The organism is Chlamydiifrater volucris (assembly GCF_902806995.1).
Taxonomy (GTDB): domain Bacteria; phylum Chlamydiota; class Chlamydiia; order Chlamydiales; family Chlamydiaceae; genus Chlamydiifrater; species Chlamydiifrater volucris.
The window spans coordinates 311,978-335,128 of record NZ_LR777654.1; the positions used below are offsets into that span (position 1 = coordinate 311,978).

Below are 23,151 nucleotides of genomic sequence, written 5' to 3' on the forward strand. Positions count from 1 at the left end.
CACGGTTACTTGGAGGTTTTTATGTCTTTAGTTCAGGGTATGGCAGCTCTTTCTGGGGAAGTGCTTTCCTCTTTAAATACGTCTGAAAAAACCCTTTTAGATAGGGTGGAAAAGTTGGAAAAAGGTGGTAGGAAGACTTTAGTTATCGTTGCATTGTTGACCATTAATTTTGCCGTTTTGGTAGCTAATTCCGCAACCTTAGTTCTGTCTGTGCCGACTTTTCTTGGTTTTGCTTTAAATTTGACTCTAGTTGTACTTTGCGCCTATTTTCTCATTAAAATGGTATTGAAGAAAAAGCTTATTGGTTCCAAGCCTGGCCAGTTGGCAGGTGTGTTTACGAAAATCGTAGGGTTTGTGGGACCTTTTTTCAAAGGTTCCAAAGGCGAATCAGTTTCTCAAATTGTCGAGACGATTATAGATCACGTGAAGCCTCTTTGGGAAGAAGAGAAAAATGAGACTTTAGAGGAGAGTAAAGCAGAAGAAGGAGAGCGAAGCCAGAAAGTCTCCGAAGAAGGGGAGACTAAGTCTGTAAATGATGACAAAGCATCTCAGAGCTCTAAGGATCAAGAGGAAGCTACCTGAGTGTTGGTAGCTTCCAGAATTCGTCCTAACCCTGTACAGCGCTGGTTGCCTTTGTTTGTGGATACAGAGATTGCAATGGCCTTAGGTGTCCCGGCGAGTATCACGAGTTTTTTTCCTCTTGTGATGGCCGTGTAGAGGAGGTTTCGGTAAAGCATGACGAAGTGTGATGTGTGTATGGGAACGATGACGCAAGGACTTTCGCTTCCTTGGTATTTGTGAACAGACACGGCATATGCTAAAGTTAGTTCGTCTAGGTCCGAGTAGGAGTAGGAGACGGCCCGGTTGTCATAGTTTACAGACATCTCTTTACTCTGAAAGTCGATATGGGTGATGTATCCTATGTCACCGTTGAAGACTTCCTTGAGGTAATTGTTGCGTATTTGCATTACCTTGTCTCCCACAGAATAATTCTCAAGTTTCTTAGAGATGAATTGTGTGCTTGGGTTTAAGGCTTGTTTAATAGATTTGTTGAGGTTCATAATCCCTAAAACACCTTTTTTCATGGGAGAGAGAACTTGGATATCTCTGGGGTATATGTGATATTTTTCTGGAATAGTTTTTGTGATCAGGTCGACAATGAGGTCAGCTATCTCCTGAGGATCCTTTTTGTAATAGAAGAGAAAATCCTTCTTGGCATTTTTGCTATAGAGTTCTGGGAGTAGGCCCTCGTTCACTCTGTGAGCGTTGGTTACTATTCCAGAGTCTTGCAGTTGCCTAAAGATCTCGTTAAGTGTGGTCACCTGTATAAAAGAAGAATCAATAAGATCTTTTAAGACGTTACCGGGACCTATACTAGGAAGTTGGTAAACATCTCCGATTAAAATGAGAATAACGTGATCGGGCAAGGCCTTAAGAAACTGGCACATGAGCATAGTATCGATCATTCCAGATTCATCGACGATTACAAGATCGCAATCTACGGGGTTATTGCGATTTTTTTTAAAGGATTTTGTTTGGAAGTCATACTGAAGTAGACTATGAATAGTAACCGAGTGTTTTCCTGTAATTTCTGCCATGCGCTTGGCAGCCTTACCTGTTGGAGCTGCTAGGATAATTTTATTGGTAATTCTTTCAAAAATTTGAAGTATAGCCTTAGTGATAGTGCTTTTCCCTGTTCCAGGTCCTCCGGTAATGATGTGCAACTTCTCTTTGAAGGAGAAAGAAATCGCCTCTCGTTGTTTAGTAGCCAGTTTTAGATTTAGTTTATTTTCAACCCATTCCAAAGCTTTTAAGGAATTAATTTCTCTTAGGTTTTTCGGAGAGGATAATATTCTACGAATGTCTTGGGCAATCATTTGTTCTGATTGATATAGGTACTTAGACCACACGGTCTCTGTTTCTCCCGCCCTTTGCACAAAAAGCTTCTTCTGTTCTTCGAGAAGAGCTATATTCCTCAGGACCATTTCTGAAGAAACAATCTTTTCTGGAAAGTTCCCATTGAGTAGAGACAAAGACCTTTCTACCAATACTTCGGATGGGGCGCAAGTATGACCTTCTTCTTGAATTTCTTCCAATGCGTGCAGGATTCCAGAAGCGATGCGCTTATCAGAAGTGGGTGGGTAACCCAGTTTGGTCGCTACCAGATCGGCCGTTTTGAAACCTATTCCGTCAATTTCTCTCGCTAGGATGAAAGGATCGCTACGAATTTTCTCTATAGAAGTTTCCTTATATTTGTTGTAAATTTTTCGCCCATAGTGGATGGGAATATCATAGCGTTGAAGGAAAAGAAGAGTAGACCGAAGAGGTTTTTGTTCGTTAAGTTGTTTGCAGATGGCAGCGTGTTTGGAGATACTTATACCTGGAATTTGTAAGAGTCTCTCTGGCGCTTCATCTAGGATAAAGGCTGCTTTCTCTTGAAACTTTTCAACAATTTTTTCGGCAATTTTTGGTCCAATGCCTTTTACCATTCTAGAGGTGAGATAATTAAAAACGCCTCTGGCTTCAGAAGCGATTGATTTTTCCACAGCATGTACATGGAACTCTACCTTGCTGTCTCCGGAAACTTTCCAGATGCCAGAGAGAATTAGTTCTTTCCCCAGCAAATCTGATGTCAGGGGAGACCCTATAATGGTGACGGGAGAAGATTGGTAGGGAGTATAAAAGAGAGCCGTAGGAGGTCGGTTTGAAATGTCTTCCTCACTGGAAACGAATTGTTTAAGAGAACCAAAAATCTTCTCCATATGCCATATCGATTGTTTGCGAAGATACGGAAGGCAAAAAGACCCCACAACCCAGACTGGGATACGGTAAAGGTTAGTGATTTTTTAATCTACTAATTCTTCTGAGAACTCTTTATTTTCAAGAGCCTCCTTTGGAGGAACAGAGAGTGTTGTGCCATGTTCTGACAGGAGAGTGCCCGCCAGGCTGCCTGTCAACATGAGAAGTATGCCAACGCTTTCCATTAAAGAAGGAAATGTTTTTGATACGAGAAGAAACGACAAAATAAGTCCAAACAGGGGCTCTAAAACAAGCATAGATCCTAAAACAGAAGAGGGTAAAGAAAGGGAAGCTTTGTTCCACAAGTTGATGGCTTGTCCAGAAGAGAAGATGCCTAATATTGTTGTAAGGATCAAAAATAGGTATACATCTTTAGTGCTTGCTGTCGCAAAAGAATGTAGAGTGGAGGCGAATCCCAACCAGTTACAGAGAGCTAAAAGAGGGACACAAACGATTAATGCGCAAATTCCAAACATTCGTCCCCAAATTTCCGGAGTCATATCTTCATGACTTTTGACTAAACTCTCGTTAGAGATAACGTATGCCACCCATATGGCCGTCGAGGTCAGAACGCAAGCAATACCCACAATTTTTTGCAATACGCCTTCAGTAACTTCACCACGGAATTCAGAGACATTGGAGAGGATAACTCCTAAGGTAGTGATCAACACTATCCCAAGCAATAGACTGAGAGGAAGCTCTCTTTTTCGAATATTCGCACAGATAAGAACTCCGACCGGTGTTAACCCTGCTATTATGACCGTAATAGCTGAGCCAGCTAACCGAATAGCGGCAACTATTCCCAAGTAATAGATAGGATTGATGACAGTAGACCAAATAAAAGCTTTAACCCAAACCTTTTTAGGGAAGGAGTAAAAAATTTTTTTAGAGTAAATAATAGAAGTTATGAGGGAAAAAATTCCGTAAGTAAGGTATCTAAACAGAACGATTTCTGTGTCATGAAAGTGACTGAGGAAGGAAGGGATAACAAAAACTATACCCCAGTAGAAACAAGCAGTTACGGCAGAAAAACATCCCCCTAGGGAGAACGCTTTGCCAGAGGATTTAGGTAGGTTTGTGGACATGTCTCTCCTGCGTGGATGCTAATGTTTTTCTTCTAAAGAGATATAAGACATTCTATCATATATGCTGTTTAGAAGAGTAGAAAACTGTGTCACGGACGGTATTGGACAATAGATTAGCATGAAAAATATTCTTGTTTATTCGGGAGAAGGCGTTTCGGCTTATTTTTTAAGGCATGTGGTTAGATATCTAAACCGTAATATTTCCCACTTTTCAGAGGAGATCTCTGTGAATCGAGTGAATGACTCCTATCTCAAAGATAATCCATTTTGGGAGGAGAGTGCGGTGCTTTTAGTTATGCCTGGAGGAGCTGATCGTCCTTATCATCGCAGGTTATCTGGGAGAGGGACTAGTAGGATACGAGGTTTCGTTGAAGGTGGTGGTAGTTATTTGGGTATTTGCGCTGGAGCTTACTTTGCATCGGCTTTTGTATATTTCGAAGAAACAGAACCGAAGAAAAATATTATCGACGAAGCCAGAGACTTGCGGTTTTTCCCTGGAACAGCGGTTGGGCCTGCCTATGGTGGGGGATTTTCTTACCACGATTTTCGAGGGGTAAGGCCGGCGTTCTTAGAGTTACAAACAACTTTGGCTGGGACCAAAACTGTTTTTTCGTCTTTGTTTCACGGAGGGTGTTATTTTGATAAAGCAGATAAATTCCCTGGGATTGTTGTAGAGGGTCGTTATTCGGATATAGAAGGATCCCCAGCTGCTATCATTTCTGCTAAAATTGGGGCTGGATCAGTAGTTCTTTCAGGAGTGCACTTCGAATACCAGCCCGATCTGTGTAGGATACGAGACCCCCACGTTCAGAAAACTAAGGAACAGATTGCGACGCCGGGAAATCAAGGAGTGCTAGAAACCTTTGATAGAGGACTATTCTCGAAACTACTAGAGAGAGAAGGCGCCCCAGCCCTGTAGTCAAACGCAGAGGGATTCAAGAGGAACTCCGGAGGATGGGTTCGAACCAACGACCAATGGATTAACAGTCCACTGCTCTACCGCTGAGCTACTCCGGAACAAGAAGCCCGAATTTTATGAAAATACAAAAAAAAAGTAAACCCTGAAGCACGTATTTTTTTTGATTAACGACTTTTTGTCCAAGAGGTTATCGAGTTAACAATTCTCGTAGAAAGTTGGGAATATCTTTTGGAGTGGAGAGCAAAGATCGAGAATCTCTATTGTTGGCGATAGTTCCTAGCAATGGAGAGTTAGAATTGAAAAATGCAAGAGATTGGTTTAGTAAATTTTGTGAGGGATTGAGCTTTACACCCAGATGGAGGCAACTTTCTTCTATGGATAAACACAGTAATGCCTTCACGGCCTGTTGGGGCGTGGGGATAGAATCTATTTTTCCAAGAAATTCCATGGAAGGGACGGCACTTATAGAGAATTCTTTGTTAGGGTTTACCGTGGAGTAGCAACGAGTATTAAAAAATAAGCAGCGTTTGATAAATACAGGGAGGTATCTTTGGTTAATGAAGCTAAAGTCATGTGCGGGTTCGTAAGTAGAAGAAGGTCGTTTGCTTTGGGCAGTATGTCCGCCTTCCAAATTCATTAAAAATAAGGATAAGTTATTTGCCCTTGGGTCTTGAGAATATGAGAACAAAGAAATAGTAGAACCTTTAACAGTAATTTCGGCTATTTCGATTTTTTTAGAAAGTAACATAGTGGGAAGGGAGAACTTCACGATTATTTGTTCGCTTTCCAGCATATATGGAAACCTTTCGTCTGATACTGAATTATGAATGCGAAGGTTCCGAATTTTTAAGGTAGACATTCCTAAAGAGACTCTGCCGACGGTGACTGTAGTCTTAAGATTTGAAGACAGCCATTGTTCCGTCATCTTTTCTTTTTTCATCCAAAAGTAGAAGAAAACACACAGAAAAATAAAGAGAAGATTTTTTAAAAACCTAAACATAGTTACGGAACTAGAAACTTTTCTATAAGATAGATTAAGAGAAGAAATTAGGAAATAAAAAAAGCTCCCGTCTTTTTAAAGAAGGGAGCCCTTTCGCCGTAGATTTTGCTACTAATTATTAGATTAGTAGTCCATACCTGCTGGCATTGCTGGAGTTGCTGATTTCTCTTCAGGGAGATTCGCAATCAAGGCTTCTGTTGTTAATAGCATTCCAGCAATAGATGCTGCACTTTCCAAAGCAGAACGAGTTACCTTGGTTGGATCTAAAATTCCAGCTTGGAACATGTCTACATACTGATCATTGAGGGCATCGTACCCTTCATTCATTGACAGAGAAAGAACATGTTGGCATATCACTGCTCCTTCTTTTCCTGCATTGGCAGAAATTTGCTTTAGGGGAGCTGACAAACATTTCAGCACAATTGAGGCGCCGATCTTCTCGTCTTCGTTATTGATGGTCTGAATAAACTTCTCCAAAGCTGGGTAGCAGCGCAGAAGAGCTGTTCCACCACCGGGAAGGACTCCTTCCTCAACGGCAGCTACCGTTGCTTGTTGAGCATCTTCCACTCTGTCTTTTTTCTCTTTCATTTCAATCTCTGTCGCAGCGCCCACTCTGATAACAGCGACACCCCCAGCCAACTTAGCTAGACGCTCTTGTAATTTTTCTTTGTCATAGTCGGAAGTGCTATCTTCGATTTGTTTTTTAATGGTCTCGCATCTAGCGTTAAGATCATCTTTAGATCCCAATCCTTCGACAATGGTAGTATCTTCTTTCTTAATGATAACCTTTTTCGCTTTGCCAAGAGTTTGGATGTTAGTGTTTTCCAGTTTCATGCCCAACTCTTCGCTAACGACTTGACCACCAGTTAGTATAGCGATATCCTCTAGCATCGCCTTTCTTCTGTCTCCAAAGCCGGGGGCTTTAACTGCACAGACTTTGAACCCAGCTCGTAATCTGTTGACAACTAGAGTAGCTAAAGCTTCACCCTCGATATCCTCGGCGATAATGAGAAGAGGACGGCCACTTTCGGCAACAGCTTGCAGTACTGGTAAGAACTCTTTAATTCCAGAAATTTTCTTTTCGTAGAGAAGTATAAAAGCATCCTCTAAGATACATTCCTGCGTCTCTGGATTCGTCACAAAGTAACTAGAAAGGTACCCTCTGTTGAAGCTCATACCTTCTACAACGTCCAAAACTGTCTCGAAACCTTTAGCTTCTTCAACTGTGATAGACCCGTTTTTCCCAACCTTCTCCATGGCTTCAGCTATCATTTTTCCAACTTCTGGATCATTGTTAGCTGAGATGGTAGCTACCTGGGCTATCTCTGTATGATTTTGGACAGGGCGACTGATGGATTTTAGCTCTGAAACGACAGTTTTGACTGCTTTTTCTATCCCTCTTTTGATGTCCATAGGATTGGCGCCAGCTGTTACGTTTCTGAGTCCTTCAGAATAAATAGCCTCGGCCAAGACGGTTGCTGTGGTTGTACCATCGCCCGCATTATCTGCTGTTTTGCTGGCGACTTCCTTAACCATTTGCGCGCCCATATTTTCATGTTTGTCTTCCAGCTCAATTTCTTTTGCTACGGTGACACCATCCTTAGTAACTTGAGGGGATCCAAAAGACTTGTCAATAACGACATGTCGCCCTTTAGGCCCCATAGTAACCTTAACAGCATCAGCGAGGGTTTTAACCCCTTTTAACATTTTTGATCTGGCTTCTTCATGGTATTTAATATTTTTTGCTGCCATCGCACGTGCTCCTTAAAAGATAATCTTATCCAATTTTTAATTAATTGATTATGGCCATAATTTCGCTGGCTTGCAAAATAACGAATTCTTCGCCTTCAACAGAAACTTCTTGTCCTGCGTACTTGTCCATAAGGACTACGTCTCCGACTTGAACTTCGAAAGGAACAGTTTCTCCGTTATCATTACGTTTGCCTGTTCCCAAAGCCACTACGACAGCTTTATCTTGCTTTTTCTTTGCTGTATCAGGGAGTATAATACCACCTCTAACAGTATCCTCTTCTCCTTCTCGTTTTACTAAAACTCTATCTCCAAGAGGCTTTAATTTGAGAGTTGTCAATTGATCGGACATACTTACCTCTCCTTCGTAAACAGTGTTTTTGTCCTTCTTTTTTAGGGAGTCACGATAGCAAAAGTAGAAATTTTTAGGCAACACTATTAGCACTAAAACTTGACAATTGCTAAAAATCAAAAAAACACTTGAAAATTCAAGAAAGAAGAATTTTCTTTTGAAAAAAACTCACCCAAATAAAGGCGTGGAATTTTGAAAAAGGTGTCGACTCTTGGCCGACACTTCAAGAGAATGTTAAGCTAAAAGCTGTTCTAGTTCATTCAATAATTTAGTAATAAATGAAAAGGCCTTTTCCGAAGGTTTTATACTAGACATGTCTAAACCTGAATTTTTTAGAATATCTAGAGGAAAATTAGAACCACCGCTTTTTAGGAAAGTTAGGTAATCATCTAAAGACCCTTCTTCACCAGATAAAATTCTTTCTGCAAAAGAAAGGGAGGCTATGATGCCTGTAGCGTATTGATATACATAGAAATTATAATAAAAGTGGGGGATTCTAGCCCATTCAATAGCAATGTCTTCTGGCCAGCAAATGCTATCTCCATAGTATCCTTTAAGCAAGTTTCCGTAGGTGAGACTTAAGAAGTCCGGAGTTAAAGGAATACCTTTCTCCACGGCAGAATGTATTTGATACTCGAAATCCGCAAACATTGTTTGACGAACTAGCGTAGCAAAAATGGTATCCAATGTTCTTGTTATTAGAGAAATTTTCTCGTCTTTACTTTCAGCCATCTTAATTAGATGCTGCATCAAAAGCATTTCGTTCAAAGTAGAGGCTATTTCTGCAAGAAATATCGGGTATTGAGCATTTTGGTATGATTGGTTAAGCACGCTGTATAGGGTATGCATACTGTGACCAGCCTCATGAGCTAAGACAGAGACATCATAAACGGTTCCTGTGTAGTTCAGAAGAATGTAAGGCATACTGTCATAGCATCCGGAGGAGTAAGCGCCGGACCTCTTGTTGAGGTTTTCGTATCTGTCTACCCAACGATCTGTCGTGATCCCTTGATGAAGTTTATTTAAGTAATCTTTGCCTAAAGGTTGCAATGCTTCTAAGGTCAAGGCCACGGCTTCTTCGTAACTATACTTTTTTTGGGTGGACTCGGAGATAGGCGCGTAGATGTCATAAGCAAAGAAAGTATCCAAGCCCAGGGCTTTTTTCTTGATCCTATAGTATCTGCTAGTAGTGTTGATGTTTGATTTTACTGATTCTATTAGGTTCGTGTAGACATCAACAGGGATGTTGTTTGTAAAGAGCGCTGCTTCTATGCAGGAAGAAAATTTAGATGCTTTAGCCAAAAACCAGTGTGCGTTAACACGCCCGAACAACAGATTGGAGAAGGTGTGTTTGTAATTTAAATAACGTTCTCTCTGAGAGAAGTAAGTTGATTTTCTTAATTCCCTATCTGTAGATTGCATGTATAAAGAAGCGAGGGCATGAGAAACTGGATGAGATTCCCCTTTGGAATCCGTTGCTTGACCAAAAGGAATTTCAGAGTCATTGAGGGAAGAGAACGCTTTCATTGTGGCATCTAAAGCAGACATTGAAGAAGCTATGATCGCTTCCTCCCTCTCCGTTCCTGTGTGTTCTGCTGCTCGGAAAATTTTTTCTAAGTAGAACTTGTAGTTTGATAACTGAGGAGCCGACCGTAGTACTTCAATTGTTTCCAAGGGAAGGTGTACAAGGGCCGGGCGTATCCAAGAAATTTCTTCACTGAATTGTGTATAGAACAGTGTTATAGCTTTATAATTTTCCCCAGATTCCTTGTTCGTAATGTCTTGGTCATAAGCTAGGTGTGCATACACGTAGAGCTTCTCTACGGCTCGTTGTCTTGTAAACAGGTTTTCTAGAAGTTGCTTGACTGAGTTAGGGTCAGAAAGGGTGTATTTTTTTTGTGAAATGGTAGAGGATTGGTCCTGAGATAAGGAAGAGAAGGCTTCTCTCCATGCCTCAACATTGGGGAACATTTGAGTGATGTCCCACGTGTCTTTTTCTTCTATGGAAGATCTGGGCAACACCTTTTCTTTTTTGCCTTTTAGGTTTGTGGTTGCTGTCATGTGTCTGTCCTCGCCTGGTGGGTTAGAATGGGTTGTCTGTATCGAGAAATACTGCTGGTAGGGAAAACTCTTTTTGAATGTAGGTTGCCAATAGCTTCACCCCTATCCGTTCTGTATTTGTATGTCCGAAAGCAAAGAAGTTGATACGTTCTTCGTGAGCAAGGGACCACGCAGGTTCATCGAAATTCCCTGTAATGAAACAGTCGAAGCCTTCTTTTGCTGCCAAAGAAATTTCTTTATAAGCCCCTCCCGAAATGAGGGCTGCAGAAGAAACAACAGATTTTCCAGCCTGGACACAGGCTAAAGCTTTACTTCCGTAATAATCGGAGAGGAGGTTTTGAAATTTCTCTACGGGCATTGGGGGGAACTGACCTGAAACACCGATATTTAAAGAGGGAGGGCCAAAAGGGGATATTTGACTCCATCCCAAAGCTTTAGCAGCCCCGGCATTATTGCCCAAAATAGGGTGTGCGTCCAGGGGTAAGTGATACGCTATCAGGTTGATATTTCGAGATATCAACGCTTGTGCTCTGACAAACAGATGTCCCGTAAGAGTGCGCAGTCCAGGCCAGAAAATTCCGTGATGCACTATTAGAGTTTGAATTCCAGTTTTTGCGGCAAGCTCTATGGTTCTTAGATCGGCTGTCACGGCTGTAGCGACTTGACCTACCGGGGCCTGCTCTTTGCCTACCTGCAATCCATTGGGGCAACAGTCTTTGAACAGGTGAGGGGTAAGCAACGAGTCCAAAGCGTCAAGGAGTTCTTTAACCAGCATATGTACAGGAATCTTTTGAAAAACCAAGAGCTGCTGATTAAACGACATTTTCAGTTTTTTTGAAATAAAAAACACTTTCTTAATTCCTTGTCTAGAAAGACCTTATTTTGCTTGAAATTCTTAGAATTTAGTAAAAGATTTTTCTTTCTTTTGGTTGTTGATTTTGCGAAACATTTTTCTTGTTTTAGTGTTGCTAGAAGAAAGTTTTTTTTCATTGAGATTCTCTACTTCTTCTCCTATGCTTTCGTTATGCCTTCAATTTTAATGAATATTTTTGTCTATGGTTCTTGATTCTAATAAACAGTCAGAGCTAAAAAGGGTTTTAGCTAAAAAGGCTGCACAGGAAGTTGCTTCTGGGATGTTTATCGGTCTGGGGACTGGCTCTACGGCTTCGTTGTTTATCAATGAGTTAGCGGTAAGGGTAAGGGAGGAAAAGCTTGTCGTAGAGGCTGTGGCTTCTTCACTTTCCTCGGAGCGTCTAGCAACTCAGCTGGGGATTAGGCTGTTGTCAAACTTTGATTATCCACAGCTGGATTTGACGATTGATGGTGCAGATGAGGTGGATCCTTTTTGTCGATTGATCAAAGGTGGAGGAGGAGCCATGACTCGAGAGAAGATAGTTATGTCTTCCTCTTCTCGGACGATTATTTTGGTTGATGAAACTAAAGAGGTAGATGTTTTAGGAGCTTTTGGGGTTCCCGTGGAAATTTTACGTTTTGGAGCCAATGCAACCATTCGCCAGTTGAGCGAAATAGGATACTCTGGGGATTTTCGTAGAAAAAATAACGAGATTGTTTTTAGCGATAATGGAAATCCTATATTTGACATTAGTTTCCCAAGGCAATTTGTTAATCCACAAGAAGATATAAACAAGATGTTAGCGGTTCCCGGTGTCATCGAAGTGGGTTTGGTTATTGGTGAATACGAGGTTTGGGTTGGTGCTATGGATGGAAGTATTCGGAAAAAGATTTCGCAAAAAAAAGGGTAAGGAATGAATCTGAGTAAGGCTACGCCTTTTGTACCTTTGACTTTTCAAAAGCTTGTAAGTTTTCGTAACTACGCAGGAATTATTTTGGGGAACAGTGAGAAAAAATTTGCTATATACGGCCATCCCTCTATGGCGGAATCTTTTTGTTTTCGGTCTAGTGTAGAAAGAGAAGAAGATCCTTCCAGACCTCTTTCTCATGATTTGCTAAATTTTATACTTTCTGGATTAGACGTTAGAGTGCTTTACGTTTTGATTAATGACTACAGAGATAATGTTTTTTATAGTCGGATCTTTCTTGAGCCTTGTTTTACGGAAGGGATATCGAGGATTGTAGAGATCGATGCTCGTCCTAGTGATAGCATCCCTTTAGCACTAGCGAATAAAGCTCCGGTGTTTTGTTTGCAAAGTGTTTTTGAAAATGTCGTACGCTATGAAGAATAGATTCTATTGATAGATGGAAAAGAATATGCTTAAAAAATCTTATGTATCTCTGAAAAAAGGTGTTTTTCTTGTAGCCTCTCCAGATATGGATAAAAGCGTTTTTTCTCGTAGTGTAATTTTGCTTTGCGAGCATAGTGTTGCTGGATCTTTCGGACTGATGTTGAACAGAACGTTAGCGTTGGATTTATCTGATGAAATTTTTTCTCTGGAAAATGTAACTAATGAGAATGCGCGCTTTTGTATGGGTGGCCCTATTCAAGCTAACCAGATGATGTTGTTGCATACCCGTGGGCATATACCAGACCAGACACTAGAAATCTGCCCTTCCGTCTATTTGGGTGGAGATGTTAATTTTTTGCAAGAAATAGCCTCTGATCCGACAAGTCCTTCTCTATGTCTTTGCTTCGGTTATTCAGGATGGCAGGGAGGGCAATTAGAAAAAGAGTTTTTGGAAGGATTATGGTTTACTTGTCCCGCATCTTCTCAAAAGATTTTTGAATCCAATCCGGGGTCTTTGTGGGAAGATCTTTTGAGGGAAATGGGTGCTAGATATGCATCTTTGGCGACTGTTCCGGAAAATCTATCGTTAAACTAAATTTTTATTGCTTAAAACAGCTCTTGTTTAAGGCTATTGCTTGCATTATTCTTTTTTCACTTCTAAAATTTGTTTTTCTTTTCATAAAAAGTGGTTAGAGAAAATGCCTAGTCTTTGTCTCCCCCAAGAAAAAGAAATTTGTCAATACTCCTTTTCTCGAGCTCAAAGGGTTTTCCCTGGAGGAGTGAACTCTCCTGTACGAGCCTGTAAAGCTGTTGGGATTACGCCTCCAGTCGTCGCCAGTGCTCAGGGGTACACCATTGTTTCGGCTGATGGAAGAGAGTTTGTAGATTTTTGCTGCTCCTGGGGATCTTTAATTCATGGCCATGCGCATCCTAATACGGTCTCTGCTGTTTCAGCAGCTTTGGGGCTAGGGACTTCGTACGGATTAACTTCTTGCCAGGAAATTCGTTTTGCGGAGCTCTTGTTGTCCATTCCAGAGTGCTCTGACTGCCAGGTGCGGTTTGTTTCTTCTGGGACAGAGGCTGCCATGACGGCAGTCAGACTAGCCAGAGGTATTACTAGAAGGCAGATAATAGTGAAATTTGTCGGTGGGTATCATGGTCATGCGGATGTGTTGATGAAGGACTCTTTCATAGAGGACATCGTTGAAGGTCGAGTGGATAAGTCTTTCTTATGGGGGGATTTTCCTTTGTTATCGGTACACTACAACGACGTGAATGGGTTGCGAACTTGCATGGAGCTTTTTAAAGATCAAATAGCAGCCATCATTGTGGAACCCATAGCTGCCAATATGGGGCTTATTGCTCCGACTGAAGAGTTTGTTAAGGAGATAAATACTAGTTGCCGTAAATATGGGTGCCTCTTAGTCACTGATGAGGTCGTCACTGGGTATCGATTGAAGGCAGGAGGGATTGCCGAAATTTTAGGTTGGAGCCCTGATATTCGTGTTTTTGGAAAAATTATCGGGGGAGGCTTCCCTGTTGCAGCCATCATGGCAAGAAAAGAGCTTATGGAATATTTATCTCCCCAGGGGCAAGTTTTTCAAGCGGGGACATTGTCGGGAAATCCTATAGCCATGGTGGCAGGATATGTTTCTGTACAAGCTTGTTTAGGACCTTCTTTTTACTCTAATCTTTCGGTTGCGTCAGAGACTCTTCTTGAGCCGATACGTTCCTTAATTCTCCGTCGTTCTTTACCGGTTCAACTTGTCAGTGAAGGATCTATGTTTGGGTTTTTCTTTTTGGACTCTCCTGTGACTAATCTTGAAATGGCTAGTTCTTGTGACATTAATAAATTTTCTCTTTTCTACAGGAATGTATTCGATTTAGGAATTTATCTTTCCCCATCGCCTTTTGAAGTGAATTTTATTTCAGCTGCGCATGATCTTCCCGCGTTGGAAATGGCTTCAGAAAAGATTTGTCGTGCCCTTTTACAGACTTTTGATACGAATAGTATGGACATTGCATGAAAGAAAGATCAAAAGGGGTTTTTTTGAAGTGTTTAGCTTTTCTTTGTTATCTACCTGAAGGTATTGGGAGATGGGTGTATTTCGTTTATTCTGTAGCGAAAGCTTTCTCTTTGAGGAGACACACGGTAAGTGCCTTTCTTCATCAGTGTTATGAAATTGGGGTCTCTTCCCTCCCTGTTGCGATGCTAACGGGAGGATTTACTGGAGTAGTTCTGTCGTTTCAGTCGTATTATCAGTTAGGAGTTCATGGGTTGTCCTGCGCCATAGGTTTTTTTGTTGTCAAAAGTATGCTTGTAGAAGTAGGACCTGTTCTCACTGCGTTGATATTAGCTGGTCGTGTTGGGGGGGCGATAGCTGCTTTTATCGGCACCATACAAATGACGGAGCAAGCATGTGCTATGAGGACAATGGGAGTCAATCCCCTTGAATACTTCGCTCTTCCGAGGATTTTGGCTGGTATACTGGTGACTCCTATAGTATCCATTGTTTCTTCTTGGGCGGGGATTTTGTCTGGGTGGCTTCTTTGTGTGGCGGGATTTCACATGGGAAGTTCTGAGTACTGGAGTATGGTCTTAGGAAATATTGGGCATGATGATGTAGTTATAATATTAGTAAAATCCTTGATTTTTGGTTTTGTAATCACTTCAACAGGTTGTTATAGGGGGTTTCAAGTCAACAAAGCTGCCAATGAGGTTTGCGCAGTGACGACTTCTGCTGTGGTGTCTTCATATATGGCTTTAATTTTTCTAAATAGCTTGGTCACAGTCATCTTTAACATGATAGTTTAGGGCGGGGGTATGTTTCGCATTATTAAAATGCCACATCAGAAATCGTCATCAGTATTTCCTGGGGTATTTCATAATCGATTGATTATTATGGATAGTATCAGCAAAAGGTATCCAGATGCTCGAAAAGGTCACAAGCTTATATTGGATAAAGTCAGTTTGGAGTTATCTTCAGGGGAACTTTTGGTGATTTTAGGGAAGTCGGGGACAGGTAAAAGTGTCCTTTTAAGGCACATAGTAGGGCTGGAAAAGCCTGATTCAGGGAAAGTGTACTATGCTCCTGATCTAAGGAATGATAAGGGAGGGCTAAAAAAAAACGCCATAGGCCTGGTCTTCCAAGGAGGGGCGCTGTTTGATTTTCTCTCTGTTAAGGAAAATATTGCTTTCCCCTTGCGTTTTCACAAAGACTCTTTACCTAAAGAAAAAGATTTGCGAGAAGAAGTTATTAGAAATAAGGTGTCTCAGGCATTATCTGAGGTGGGATTGGAAGGAATAGAAGATTGTATGCCTTCGGAGCTTTCCGGAGGGATGAGAAAAAGAGTTTCTCTGGCTCGATCGATGGTGTATTCTCCTAAAGTTCTCCTTTATGACGAACCCACCTCTGGATTGGATCCAATTACGAGCAGGGAAATAGCTCAGTTGATCATAAGATTGCGTAATGAAAAAGGGGTTTGTGGAATAGTGGTGACTCATGACATGACCTTAGCGAGGGATGTTGCGGATCGGATAGCTATACACCATGAGGGGCGTTTGGAGTACGTAAGTCGCGATATATCGAATAATTATGGCAGTCATCCCCTGTTGAGTCAGTTTTTTCAACGTAATGTTTATTTGTAACGGATTTTAGTATGGAGTCTTTGGAAAGAAAAACTATGTTTTCCCTTGGAATCTTTGTTTTACTAGGGATCTTAGGATTTTCGTCGATAATTTGGTTTTTCTCTAAGAGAAGTATTTCTGGAAACCAAGAATTTCGTGTTGCTTTCACAGATATTGGAGGTGTTTCTAAGGGAGCGGAAGTTTTATTTGCGGGTAAACATATAGGCAGTGTTGTTGGCATTCGCAGCATAGTAGATAGTGGTTTGTCTGATTCTTTGGGGCACTTGTATGCCTATGAGCTGATACTTCGTCTAGACGATTCCGTAAAAGTTTACAAGGAAGACGCTTTCACTATTACTTCTCCGAGAATTATAGGGGAGCGGGTAATACATATAATTCCAAAGACCAAGGAGAGAATTCCTGAGAATTTGTTGTTACCTCAATCATTATCTTTCGGTGTTAACAAGGATCCTGTTAAACAAATAGGAGACTTCACTAAGCTTGTTCAGGATTTAGTGGATATAGCCTCAGAAGAAATTGTTAACGTGTCACATTCCATAATTTCCGTCTCAGAAATTATTAAGAAATCTTTAGTAAATAATGATAATGAGTTTTTGACTAGCAAGCTTGTAGCTACAGCCAATTCTGTGAAAAAAAGTGCAGACAGAATGGCTGATTGTTTAGAAAATGTGCATTCAAACAGTGTGAAAGACGTTTTGGAAAACATAGAAGAAATTTCGAGTGATATTCGTTCTTATGGGATTTTTTATCGGTACAACAGAGATTGGAAACGATTTGATAAACAGAGAAAATTGAAAAGGCAAGAAGTGGTTTCTAAGGAATAAGGATGGGGTTTTTTCTCTTTTCTTTTATTTCCTTTAAAGATTATGAACGACTTCTGGTTTAACGATTAGGGAGTACATGGACAAGTTTTCGGAAGCAGTACAGGAAGCATTAGAGAAATCTGTTAAAGGGGCCAAAAAAGCTCAAGCACCCACTGTTAGTGAGAATCGATTTATCTTGGCTCTTTTAGATAACAAAGAATCGTTGTTTTATCTGACGTTGAAAAGCATTAACGACAACATCTCGTTGCTGGAAACGGCTCTCAATGAAGCTTTGTCTAGGGAACCTATTTTGGAGAGCGATTCCTCAGATGCTTTGCCAAAGTTTGCTCAGGGCCTGCATGCTATCATGTTGGATGCAAATTTAGAAGCAGAAGAAATGGGAGATGAATACGTTTCTGGGGATCATTTAGTATTGGCATTTTGGAAATCTTCTAAGGAGCCGTTTGCTTCTTGGAAAAAAGTTACTAAGGTTTCTATTGACGAGGTTAGAGAGTTAATTAAAAGAAATAGGAAAGGAAGTCGCATGGATTCCCCTGGGGCAGAGTCTAATATGCAAGGGTTGGAAAAGTATTGCAAAAACCTTACAGCTTTAGCTAGAGACGGGAAATTAGATCCAGTCATAGGTAGGGACGAAGAAATTCGCAGGACTATACAAGTCTTATCTCGAAGAACAAAAAATAACCCTATGTTAATTGGAGAACCTGGGGTGGGAAAAACTGCCATAGCGGAAGGATTGGCCTTACGCATAGTGCAAGGAGATGTTCCTGAAAGTCTTAAGGATAAGAACTTATTTGTGTTGGATATGGGGGGATTGATAGCCGGGGCAAAGTATAGAGGAGAGTTTGAAGAGCGGTTAAAAAGCGTATTGCAGGAGGTAGAAGCTTCCGAGGGAGTGCACATTTTATTTATTGATGAAGTCCATACGCTTGTAGGAGCGGGTGCTACGGAAGGAGCTATGGATGCGGCGAACTTGCTAAAACCAGCTTTGGCCAGAGGCACACTGCATTGTATCGGAGCAACCACTTTGAACGAGTACCAAAAATATATTGAGAAAGACGCAGCTTTAGAGCGCCGTTTTCAACCGGTATTTATTGCTGAGCCTTCTTTGGAGGATGCTGTCTTTATTTTGCGTGGGCTCAGGGAGAAGTATGAAATTTTTCATGGAGTGAGGATCACTGAGGGAGCCTTAAACGCTGCAGTTCATCTGTCTTATAGGTACGTCACGGATAGGTTTTTACCTGATAAAGCCATTGATTTGATTGATGAAGCCGCAAGCTTGATTCGTATGCAGATAGGAAGTCTTCCTTTGCCTATAGATGAGAAAGAAAGAGAGTTATCGGCTTTAATTATTAAGCAGGAGGCTGTGAAGAGAGAAAAAAGTCATTCTTACCAAGATGAGGCAGAAATTTTACAAAAAGCTATAGATGGAGTTAAAGAGGAGTTAGCTTCTTTGAGACTACGTTGGGAGGAAGAACGAAATCTTATTACGGGATTAAAAGAGAAGAAGAACTCTTTAGAGAGTATGAAGTTTGCCGAGGAAGAGGCTGAACGTGTTGCAGATTATAATAGGGTAGCAGAGCTGCGGTATAGCTTAATTCCAGCATTAGAAGAAGAAATCCGAAAAGATGAAACAGCTCTCAGCAATCGGGATAATCGATTGCTTCAGGAGGAGGTTGATGAAAGGTTAATTGCTCAGGTTGTTGCTAATTGGACGGGCATTCCTGTTCAAAAAATGCTCGAAGGAGAAGCGAATAAACTCCTCGTTTTGGAAGAATCTATAGAAGAGAGGGTTGTTGGGCAGCCTTTGGCTGTTGCTGCCGTTAGTGATTCTATTAGGGCTGCTCGTGTTGGGCTAAGTGATCCACAAAGACCTCTAGGAGTGTTTTTATTTCTTGGTCCCACAGGTGTTGGTAAGACAGAACTGGCGAAGGCTTTAGCATATCTTTTATTTAACAAAGAGGATGCTATGGTTAGGTTTAATATGTCGGAGTATATGGAGAAGCACTCTGTCTCCAAATTTATAGGAGCAGCCCCAGGTTATGTAGGCTATGAGGAGGGGGGGAGTTTGTCTGAGGCCTTGCGTCGAAGGCCTTATTCCGTCGTGTTGTTTGACGAAATAGAGAAAGCAGACAAAGAGGTATTTAATATATTGCTCCAAGTGTTTGACGACGGGGAACTAACAGACAATAAAAAACGGAAAGTTAATTGCCGCAATGCGCTGTTTATCATGACTTCTAACATAGGTTCTCAAGAGTTAGCGGACTATTGCAACAAAAAAGGACACGAAATAAGTAAAGAGAAGATTCTTTCTATAGTTTCTCCTATTCTTAGGAAGTATTTTAATCCAGAGTTTATTAACAGAATTGACGAAATTCTTCCCTTCATGCCATTGAGCAAGGAAGATTTAGTAAAAATAGTGTCTATTCAAATGAAGAGAGTTGCTCAACGAATGGCTGAAAGACATGTCAAACTAATTTGGGATGATTCTCTTATTTTGTATCTTAGTGAGCAAGGGTATGATTACTCTTTCGGAGCTCGACCGCTAAAACGGTTAATCCAACAGAGAGTTGTTACAATGCTTTCCAAAGCTTTTCTAAAGGGGGATATCAAACCTAATACAACGATCAAACTGTTTGTTTCCAGTGATATTGTGCTTTTTAAGCAATGCGTAGACGAGGAGGCTTGATGCTGGTTAAAAAAGTTTTATTTAGATGTAGCCTAATTTTGTTTGAATAAGGATGTAAAACCATTTGCAAGTTCTTTAAAAGACCATTATAGGTAGTACTACCTCTAGATTAATTCTAGCTACTAAATAAGAAGGTTTATGAATAGAAGAGTGGTTTCCTTTGTTCTGCTTTGTGGTTTTATATTATCTAATCAAGGAGTTTTAGCCAGAGATTCTTCTTTGGTTGGGTGGTTGTCGCCGAAGGTTGGGCAAAGAATCTGGGGATTGAATCCGAGTTCCTTGGAGTCATATTGTGTTTATCAAACTCTTTGTCGAGACAGAGACAGCGCTGCGTGGATACAACAACTAACAGGTTGCCCCGCTCATCTGGTTCTGTTATTGGCAAATTTAGTCGCTCGAGCTGGCCTGGAATCTGGAGATGATGTTTTTTTAGGTTCACATGAGAATCATGAAGCAGTTTGTTGGCTCCATGATCAGTTTTCCAGTGGTATCAAGGACGAGATAGATTTAGGTAGAGAGTTAATTTCTAGTGAATTCAACGAAAACTCTGATGTTGAACAGAAGATTGCTTGGTACTCATTATTTTTAGATGTATTGGCTTTGCGTGCTCGTGCAATCTATTTCTTAAAAACCCAAAGGGGTGATCAGTGTAGAGATAAAGAGGAGCAACATATTTCGTTGATCTCAGCTATTAATACACTGCTATTTGAGGAAATGGGTATCCGTTATCCTTCAAAGAAAGAAATGTTTGAAGAGAAATTTTCTCTTTTGTCTTCGGTGGTTAGTGGTAAATTTGGAGTATGTCTAGGGGTTTCTTCTTTGTACTTATGTATAGCCCAAAGACTTGGAGTTCCACTAGAAATTATTACTCCCCCTGGGCACATATATTTGAGGTATCTGAAATCTTCAGGTGAGTATCTCAATATTGAGACCACAGCTGGAGGGTGTCACTATGAAACAGAGCGATACGAGAGTATTGATATTGAGGGGCTGACGCAACGCTCTATGAAGGAAGTTGTAGGATTAACTTTCATGAACCAGGGGTCTTTTTTTCTGTATGCCAAAAATTATAGGCAGGCAGCGCATTTCTATGAAAAAGCCGCATCCATTTTGCAGGATTCTTTACTAAAAGAATTGCTGGCTATATCTCTTATATTGTCTGGGAAAGAAACCGAAGGAGAAAAGTTATTGAAAAGTGTGTTAGACAAAAGTTCGAATAAGAATTCTATAGCAAGTCAATACTTAAGTGGTAAAATTGGGAAGGGTGCTTTGGAAATCGTTTTTTCTGAACCAAGAGATTCTTACGAAGATTTGTTGAGCTATGGTAAGCAGCTCCAATGGGTTAGTGATCAATATCCTGATTTTCTAGATGCTCGCCGCAAATTGGCCTCTATTTTCCTTCAGTTAGGGAAGACTAGAGAAGCTCTAAATACTTTGGAATATTGTTATTCCAGGGATTCGGACAACTTATCGTTAGTTCTTTCTTTGTGCCAGTTGTATTTGGAAAGAATGGATTATCTAAAGGCCAAGATAATGCTGACGAAAGGCGAGGAGCTTTCTTTGAAAAAACACTCGGGTTGGTATGCTGTGCGTAAAATGCGGACCCGGGTCGCTAGGGTTGCTCCGTAATCATTTGTTTTGAAAATATTTTCATGTAAAAATTTTTCCACTAAAATGTTCCGCGAGTTTTTTTAGGATCGTTTGTCTTCCTTATTCTGTAATCGTGTTACTTCTGCAATTTTTGCTTACATGGGAACTAGTTAAGCTTTCAGAAATGTTACTAATAGATTTTTGGGAAAATAAAGCTTGGATGCATTTTGGCCTTTGTTGTTTAAAAATGTGAATTGATGGTGTCTTTCGGGAAGAGAAATAGAAGGAGAGGTTGTGATGTCCAGTAAAGTAGAGAGTTTTTGTTTTAACGTTTTAAATGATACTTCAGATTTTTTCGGAGAGACTTCGGGATCGACTATTACTACCAAAATCAAGGTGATGACAGTGGTTATTGCCTCCGTCATAGGGGTTATCGTAGCGCATGTGGGTTTGAGTTTGCTTTCAGGAAATGTAGTAATTTGTGCGGTTGCTGGTCTCAGTTTGGCTGCGGCCGGGGTCATGCTATCAGCCGTGTCTTTGATACTTTTAATTAAATTTTCTCGATTTTACGTTCAGAGAGGGATTGGCAAGGGTATGTTACGTAATGAAGAAATGGTGAAAGACCCTGCGAACTAGAAAATGAGACCTTACATGACAGCGATTGATTAGTCTTGAATGTAAAAGTTAGTGATATGAACGAAGAAACACATCGTAGTACTTTTTCTGGAGGATAATTTTTTTGTATTTAGGAGTTGATCCTAACAAATTGGTAGTTATTCTCTTGAGCTCCTCATTGGAGTTTTTTTTTTTGCAAAAGGTTTTTATAGAACTGAGAGCATATCATAAGTTGTTTTCATATAAACGCTGTTTCACTAGAATGCATTGTCAAAAATTTTTTTGAAAAGAGAGTTTTGATTGATATGGTTTTTCTGTGGGAAAACTAAGGGGTGTTTCCGCGCTCAGGGAAAGAAGTTTCATCTGGTAAGGGAGATCCTCCCTAGGTTTTTCGTAGTCAAGGCCATCCTCTTTTTCCTTAAGGGTTTTCTTTTGGGTCGAGAGGGTTCTTTTCAAAATTGTAGTCCTTTGATTGTTCGGTTAGTGGGTTAGTGGGTCGGCTTGAAAAGCTTCCAGTGGGCTTTGGGCTAGCGTTTTGGTGTATAGCCCTATAGCTAGTTTCATCTTACCTACAGGCTATAAATCTTGGATGCAAACTATAGTTTAGAGTCTTTATTGAAAGGGAGAGAGCCATGGCAGGTGACGGAATAAAATTATTATGTTCTGGATCGTGGGGTAATTTTTCAATTTCTTTGGGTGGACAACCTTCTAAAAGATCTTCTGAAGGATCCTATGAATGCAAAAATTCTTCAGGAGTGTCTAAAACAACAACGATTGCAGCATCAATCTTGGCTGCTATGGGTGGGTTATTAACTCATTTTGGTGCGGAGTTACTATTTGGGTTGATAGCTTCGTCACCTGTGACGGTCATTTCTTTATCGGTTATAGGATTAATTATAGCTTTAGCAATTGCCGTCATAGTGATTAGGAGTTATTGGATCCGGCATAAACTCGATTTGTCCGAATCTAAGGATCCAAATATTAGAAAATCTCTTGGAATAAGAGAGACAGATCGTCCTATGAAAGCAGACAGTTGTGCTAAAAAACGAAAGAAAAGAAGACGAATCATATTTCGTACCCGAAGTAGTAGTGTTCGTGGGGGAGGGAAAAAAGGTTCTACTGAGCAAATTAGTCTACGTCCTCGAAGTAGCAGTTATTATGGGTATTATGGCGTGGAAACAAGTGGATCATCGAGTGACGATGATTCTGGAGAAGAAAGTGCAGTAGTAGGGGTCACAGAGAGCTATGACAGAAAAGAACCAGAGAGTGTGTATGAAAAGGAAAAGGCAGTAGGGTTGGACTTAGAGAAAAAATATATTCGATTGAAAGAGCTTTTCTTGCAGAATTTCCCTGACTGAGAAAGAGTCTATCTTCAAGGAATTTGTGATTATAGGTTGATAGCCGGACGCCTTGCTTTTAACCTTGTCAGTCAGAATGTTATAGAAATTATTTTCATATAAACCTTTTTTTAATAAAATGCCCCGCTAAGCTTTTCCGGATGGGTTGTTTTAGGGCTTTTCGTGGATCCTTTCTTCTGCGCTGTTGGAAGGTTTCTTATCAGTGTGGTGGGGGCGTCCGCGGCGATCGTTTCTTCGGTTGCTTCATGACTTCTGACTCA

The 23,151-nt window shown here is 40.7% G+C and carries 20 protein-coding genes and 1 tRNA gene; 13 read left to right on the forward strand and 8 right to left on the reverse strand.

The genetic code is table 11. The annotated features are described in order from the left end of the window. Window positions 1-21 precede the first annotated feature (21 nt). Entirely contained in the window at window positions 22-582 is a 561-nt protein-coding gene (locus tag KJA62_RS01345) for a hypothetical protein (RefSeq protein ID WP_213318254.1), read from the forward strand. Here the strand turns inward: KJA62_RS01345 and recD2 are convergent. Then, window positions 564-2,762, reverse strand: a complete 2,199-nt coding sequence (gene recD2, locus KJA62_RS01350; protein WP_213318931.1) for an SF1B family DNA helicase RecD2 — start codon at window positions 2,760-2,762, stop codon at window positions 564-566. The two genes, KJA62_RS01345 and recD2, sit on opposite strands and share 19 nt — an antisense overlap. Window positions 2,763-2,846: 84 nt before the next feature. Then, window positions 2,847-3,884, reverse strand: a complete 1,038-nt coding sequence (locus tag KJA62_RS01355) for a DMT family transporter (RefSeq protein ID WP_213318255.1) — start codon at window positions 3,882-3,884, stop codon at window positions 2,847-2,849. A 118-nt stretch (window positions 3,885-4,002) separates the two neighbouring features. Between KJA62_RS01355 and KJA62_RS01360 the strand changes: the two genes are divergently transcribed. Beyond that, complete coding sequence (locus KJA62_RS01360; protein ID WP_213318256.1) at window positions 4,003-4,803, forward strand: BPL-N domain-containing protein; 801 nt, start codon at window positions 4,003-4,005, stop codon at window positions 4,801-4,803. Window positions 4,804-4,829: 26 nt separating this feature from the next. Here KJA62_RS01360 and KJA62_RS01365 read toward each other — a convergent pair. The 6 genes from KJA62_RS01365 to KJA62_RS01390 all read right to left on the reverse strand — a co-directional run bounded on the left by KJA62_RS01365 (window position 4,830) and on the right by KJA62_RS01390 (window position 10,740). Further along, a tRNA-Asn gene (locus KJA62_RS01365) sits at window positions 4,830-4,901 on the reverse strand. 89 nt (window positions 4,902-4,990) lie between these two features. Beyond that, window positions 4,991-5,803, reverse strand: a complete 813-nt coding sequence (locus tag KJA62_RS01370; protein ID WP_213318257.1) for a hypothetical protein — start codon at window positions 5,801-5,803, stop codon at window positions 4,991-4,993. 123 nt (window positions 5,804-5,926) lie between these two features. Further along, window positions 5,927-7,555 carry a chaperonin GroEL gene (gene groL, locus KJA62_RS01375; RefSeq protein ID WP_213318258.1) on the reverse strand — a complete coding sequence of 543 codons (1,629 nt, stop codon included), beginning with the start codon at window positions 7,553-7,555 and terminating at the stop codon, window positions 5,927-5,929. A 40-nt stretch (window positions 7,556-7,595) separates the two neighbouring features. Continuing rightward, the gene (locus tag KJA62_RS01380; RefSeq protein ID WP_213318259.1) at window positions 7,596-7,904 is read right to left on the reverse strand and encodes a co-chaperone GroES; all 309 of its coding nucleotides are present in this window, start codon (window positions 7,902-7,904) and stop codon (window positions 7,596-7,598) included. Between the two features lie 234 nt (window positions 7,905-8,138). Next, complete coding sequence (gene pepF, locus KJA62_RS01385) at window positions 8,139-9,965, reverse strand: oligoendopeptidase F (RefSeq protein WP_213318260.1); 1,827 nt, start codon at window positions 9,963-9,965, stop codon at window positions 8,139-8,141. 22 nt (window positions 9,966-9,987) lie between these two features. Then, a complete protein-coding gene (locus tag KJA62_RS01390) occupies window positions 9,988-10,740 on the reverse strand; it encodes a Nif3-like dinuclear metal center hexameric protein (RefSeq protein WP_213318261.1) in 753 nt (250 codons plus the stop codon). A 280-nt stretch (window positions 10,741-11,020) separates the two neighbouring features. On the opposite strand from KJA62_RS01390, the gene rpiA reads away from it, so the two are divergent. From rpiA to KJA62_RS01445, 11 genes are all read left to right on the forward strand, one after another. After that, window positions 11,021-11,728, forward strand: coding sequence for a ribose-5-phosphate isomerase RpiA (gene rpiA / locus KJA62_RS01395; RefSeq protein WP_213318262.1), 708 nt, complete (start codon window positions 11,021-11,023; stop codon window positions 11,726-11,728). 3 nt (window positions 11,729-11,731) lie between these two features. Then, window positions 11,732-12,169, forward strand: a complete 438-nt coding sequence (locus KJA62_RS01400) for a bifunctional nuclease family protein (protein ID WP_213318263.1) — start codon at window positions 11,732-11,734, stop codon at window positions 12,167-12,169. Window positions 12,170-12,194: 25 nt separating this feature from the next. After that, window positions 12,195-12,764 carry a YqgE/AlgH family protein gene (locus tag KJA62_RS01405; protein WP_213318264.1) on the forward strand — a complete coding sequence of 190 codons (570 nt, stop codon included), beginning with the start codon at window positions 12,195-12,197 and terminating at the stop codon, window positions 12,762-12,764. A gap of 103 nt (window positions 12,765-12,867) precedes the next feature. Further along, on the forward strand, window positions 12,868-14,196 hold the full coding sequence (locus KJA62_RS01410; protein ID WP_213318265.1) for an aspartate aminotransferase family protein: 1,329 nt from the start codon (window positions 12,868-12,870) through the stop codon (window positions 14,194-14,196). After that, entirely contained in the window at window positions 14,193-14,984 is a 792-nt protein-coding gene (locus KJA62_RS01415; RefSeq protein WP_213318266.1) for an MlaE family ABC transporter permease, read from the forward strand. The genes KJA62_RS01410 and KJA62_RS01415 overlap by 4 nt, the downstream gene beginning before the upstream one ends. 27 nt (window positions 14,985-15,011) lie before the next feature. Further along, window positions 15,012-15,818, forward strand: coding sequence for an ABC transporter ATP-binding protein (locus KJA62_RS01420; protein WP_425513835.1), 807 nt, complete (start codon window positions 15,012-15,014; stop codon window positions 15,816-15,818). An 11-nt stretch (window positions 15,819-15,829) separates the two neighbouring features. Then, window positions 15,830-16,642, forward strand: coding sequence for an MlaD family protein (locus KJA62_RS01425; RefSeq protein WP_213318267.1), 813 nt, complete (start codon window positions 15,830-15,832; stop codon window positions 16,640-16,642). A 76-nt stretch (window positions 16,643-16,718) separates the two neighbouring features. Beyond that, complete coding sequence (locus KJA62_RS01430) at window positions 16,719-19,328, forward strand: ATP-dependent Clp protease ATP-binding subunit (protein WP_213318268.1); 2,610 nt, start codon at window positions 16,719-16,721, stop codon at window positions 19,326-19,328. 138 nt (window positions 19,329-19,466) lie between these two features. Beyond that, window positions 19,467-20,957, forward strand: coding sequence for a transglutaminase family protein (locus tag KJA62_RS01435; protein ID WP_213318269.1), 1,491 nt, complete (start codon window positions 19,467-19,469; stop codon window positions 20,955-20,957). A 258-nt stretch (window positions 20,958-21,215) separates the two neighbouring features. Further along, the gene (locus KJA62_RS01440; RefSeq protein WP_213318270.1) at window positions 21,216-21,554 is read left to right on the forward strand and encodes a hypothetical protein; all 339 of its coding nucleotides are present in this window, start codon (window positions 21,216-21,218) and stop codon (window positions 21,552-21,554) included. Between the two features lie 611 nt (window positions 21,555-22,165). After that, window positions 22,166-22,891: a hypothetical protein gene (locus KJA62_RS01445; RefSeq protein WP_213318271.1), complete on the forward strand. Its 726-nt coding sequence runs from the start codon at window positions 22,166-22,168 to the stop codon at window positions 22,889-22,891. Window positions 22,892-23,151: the final 260 nt, after the last annotated feature.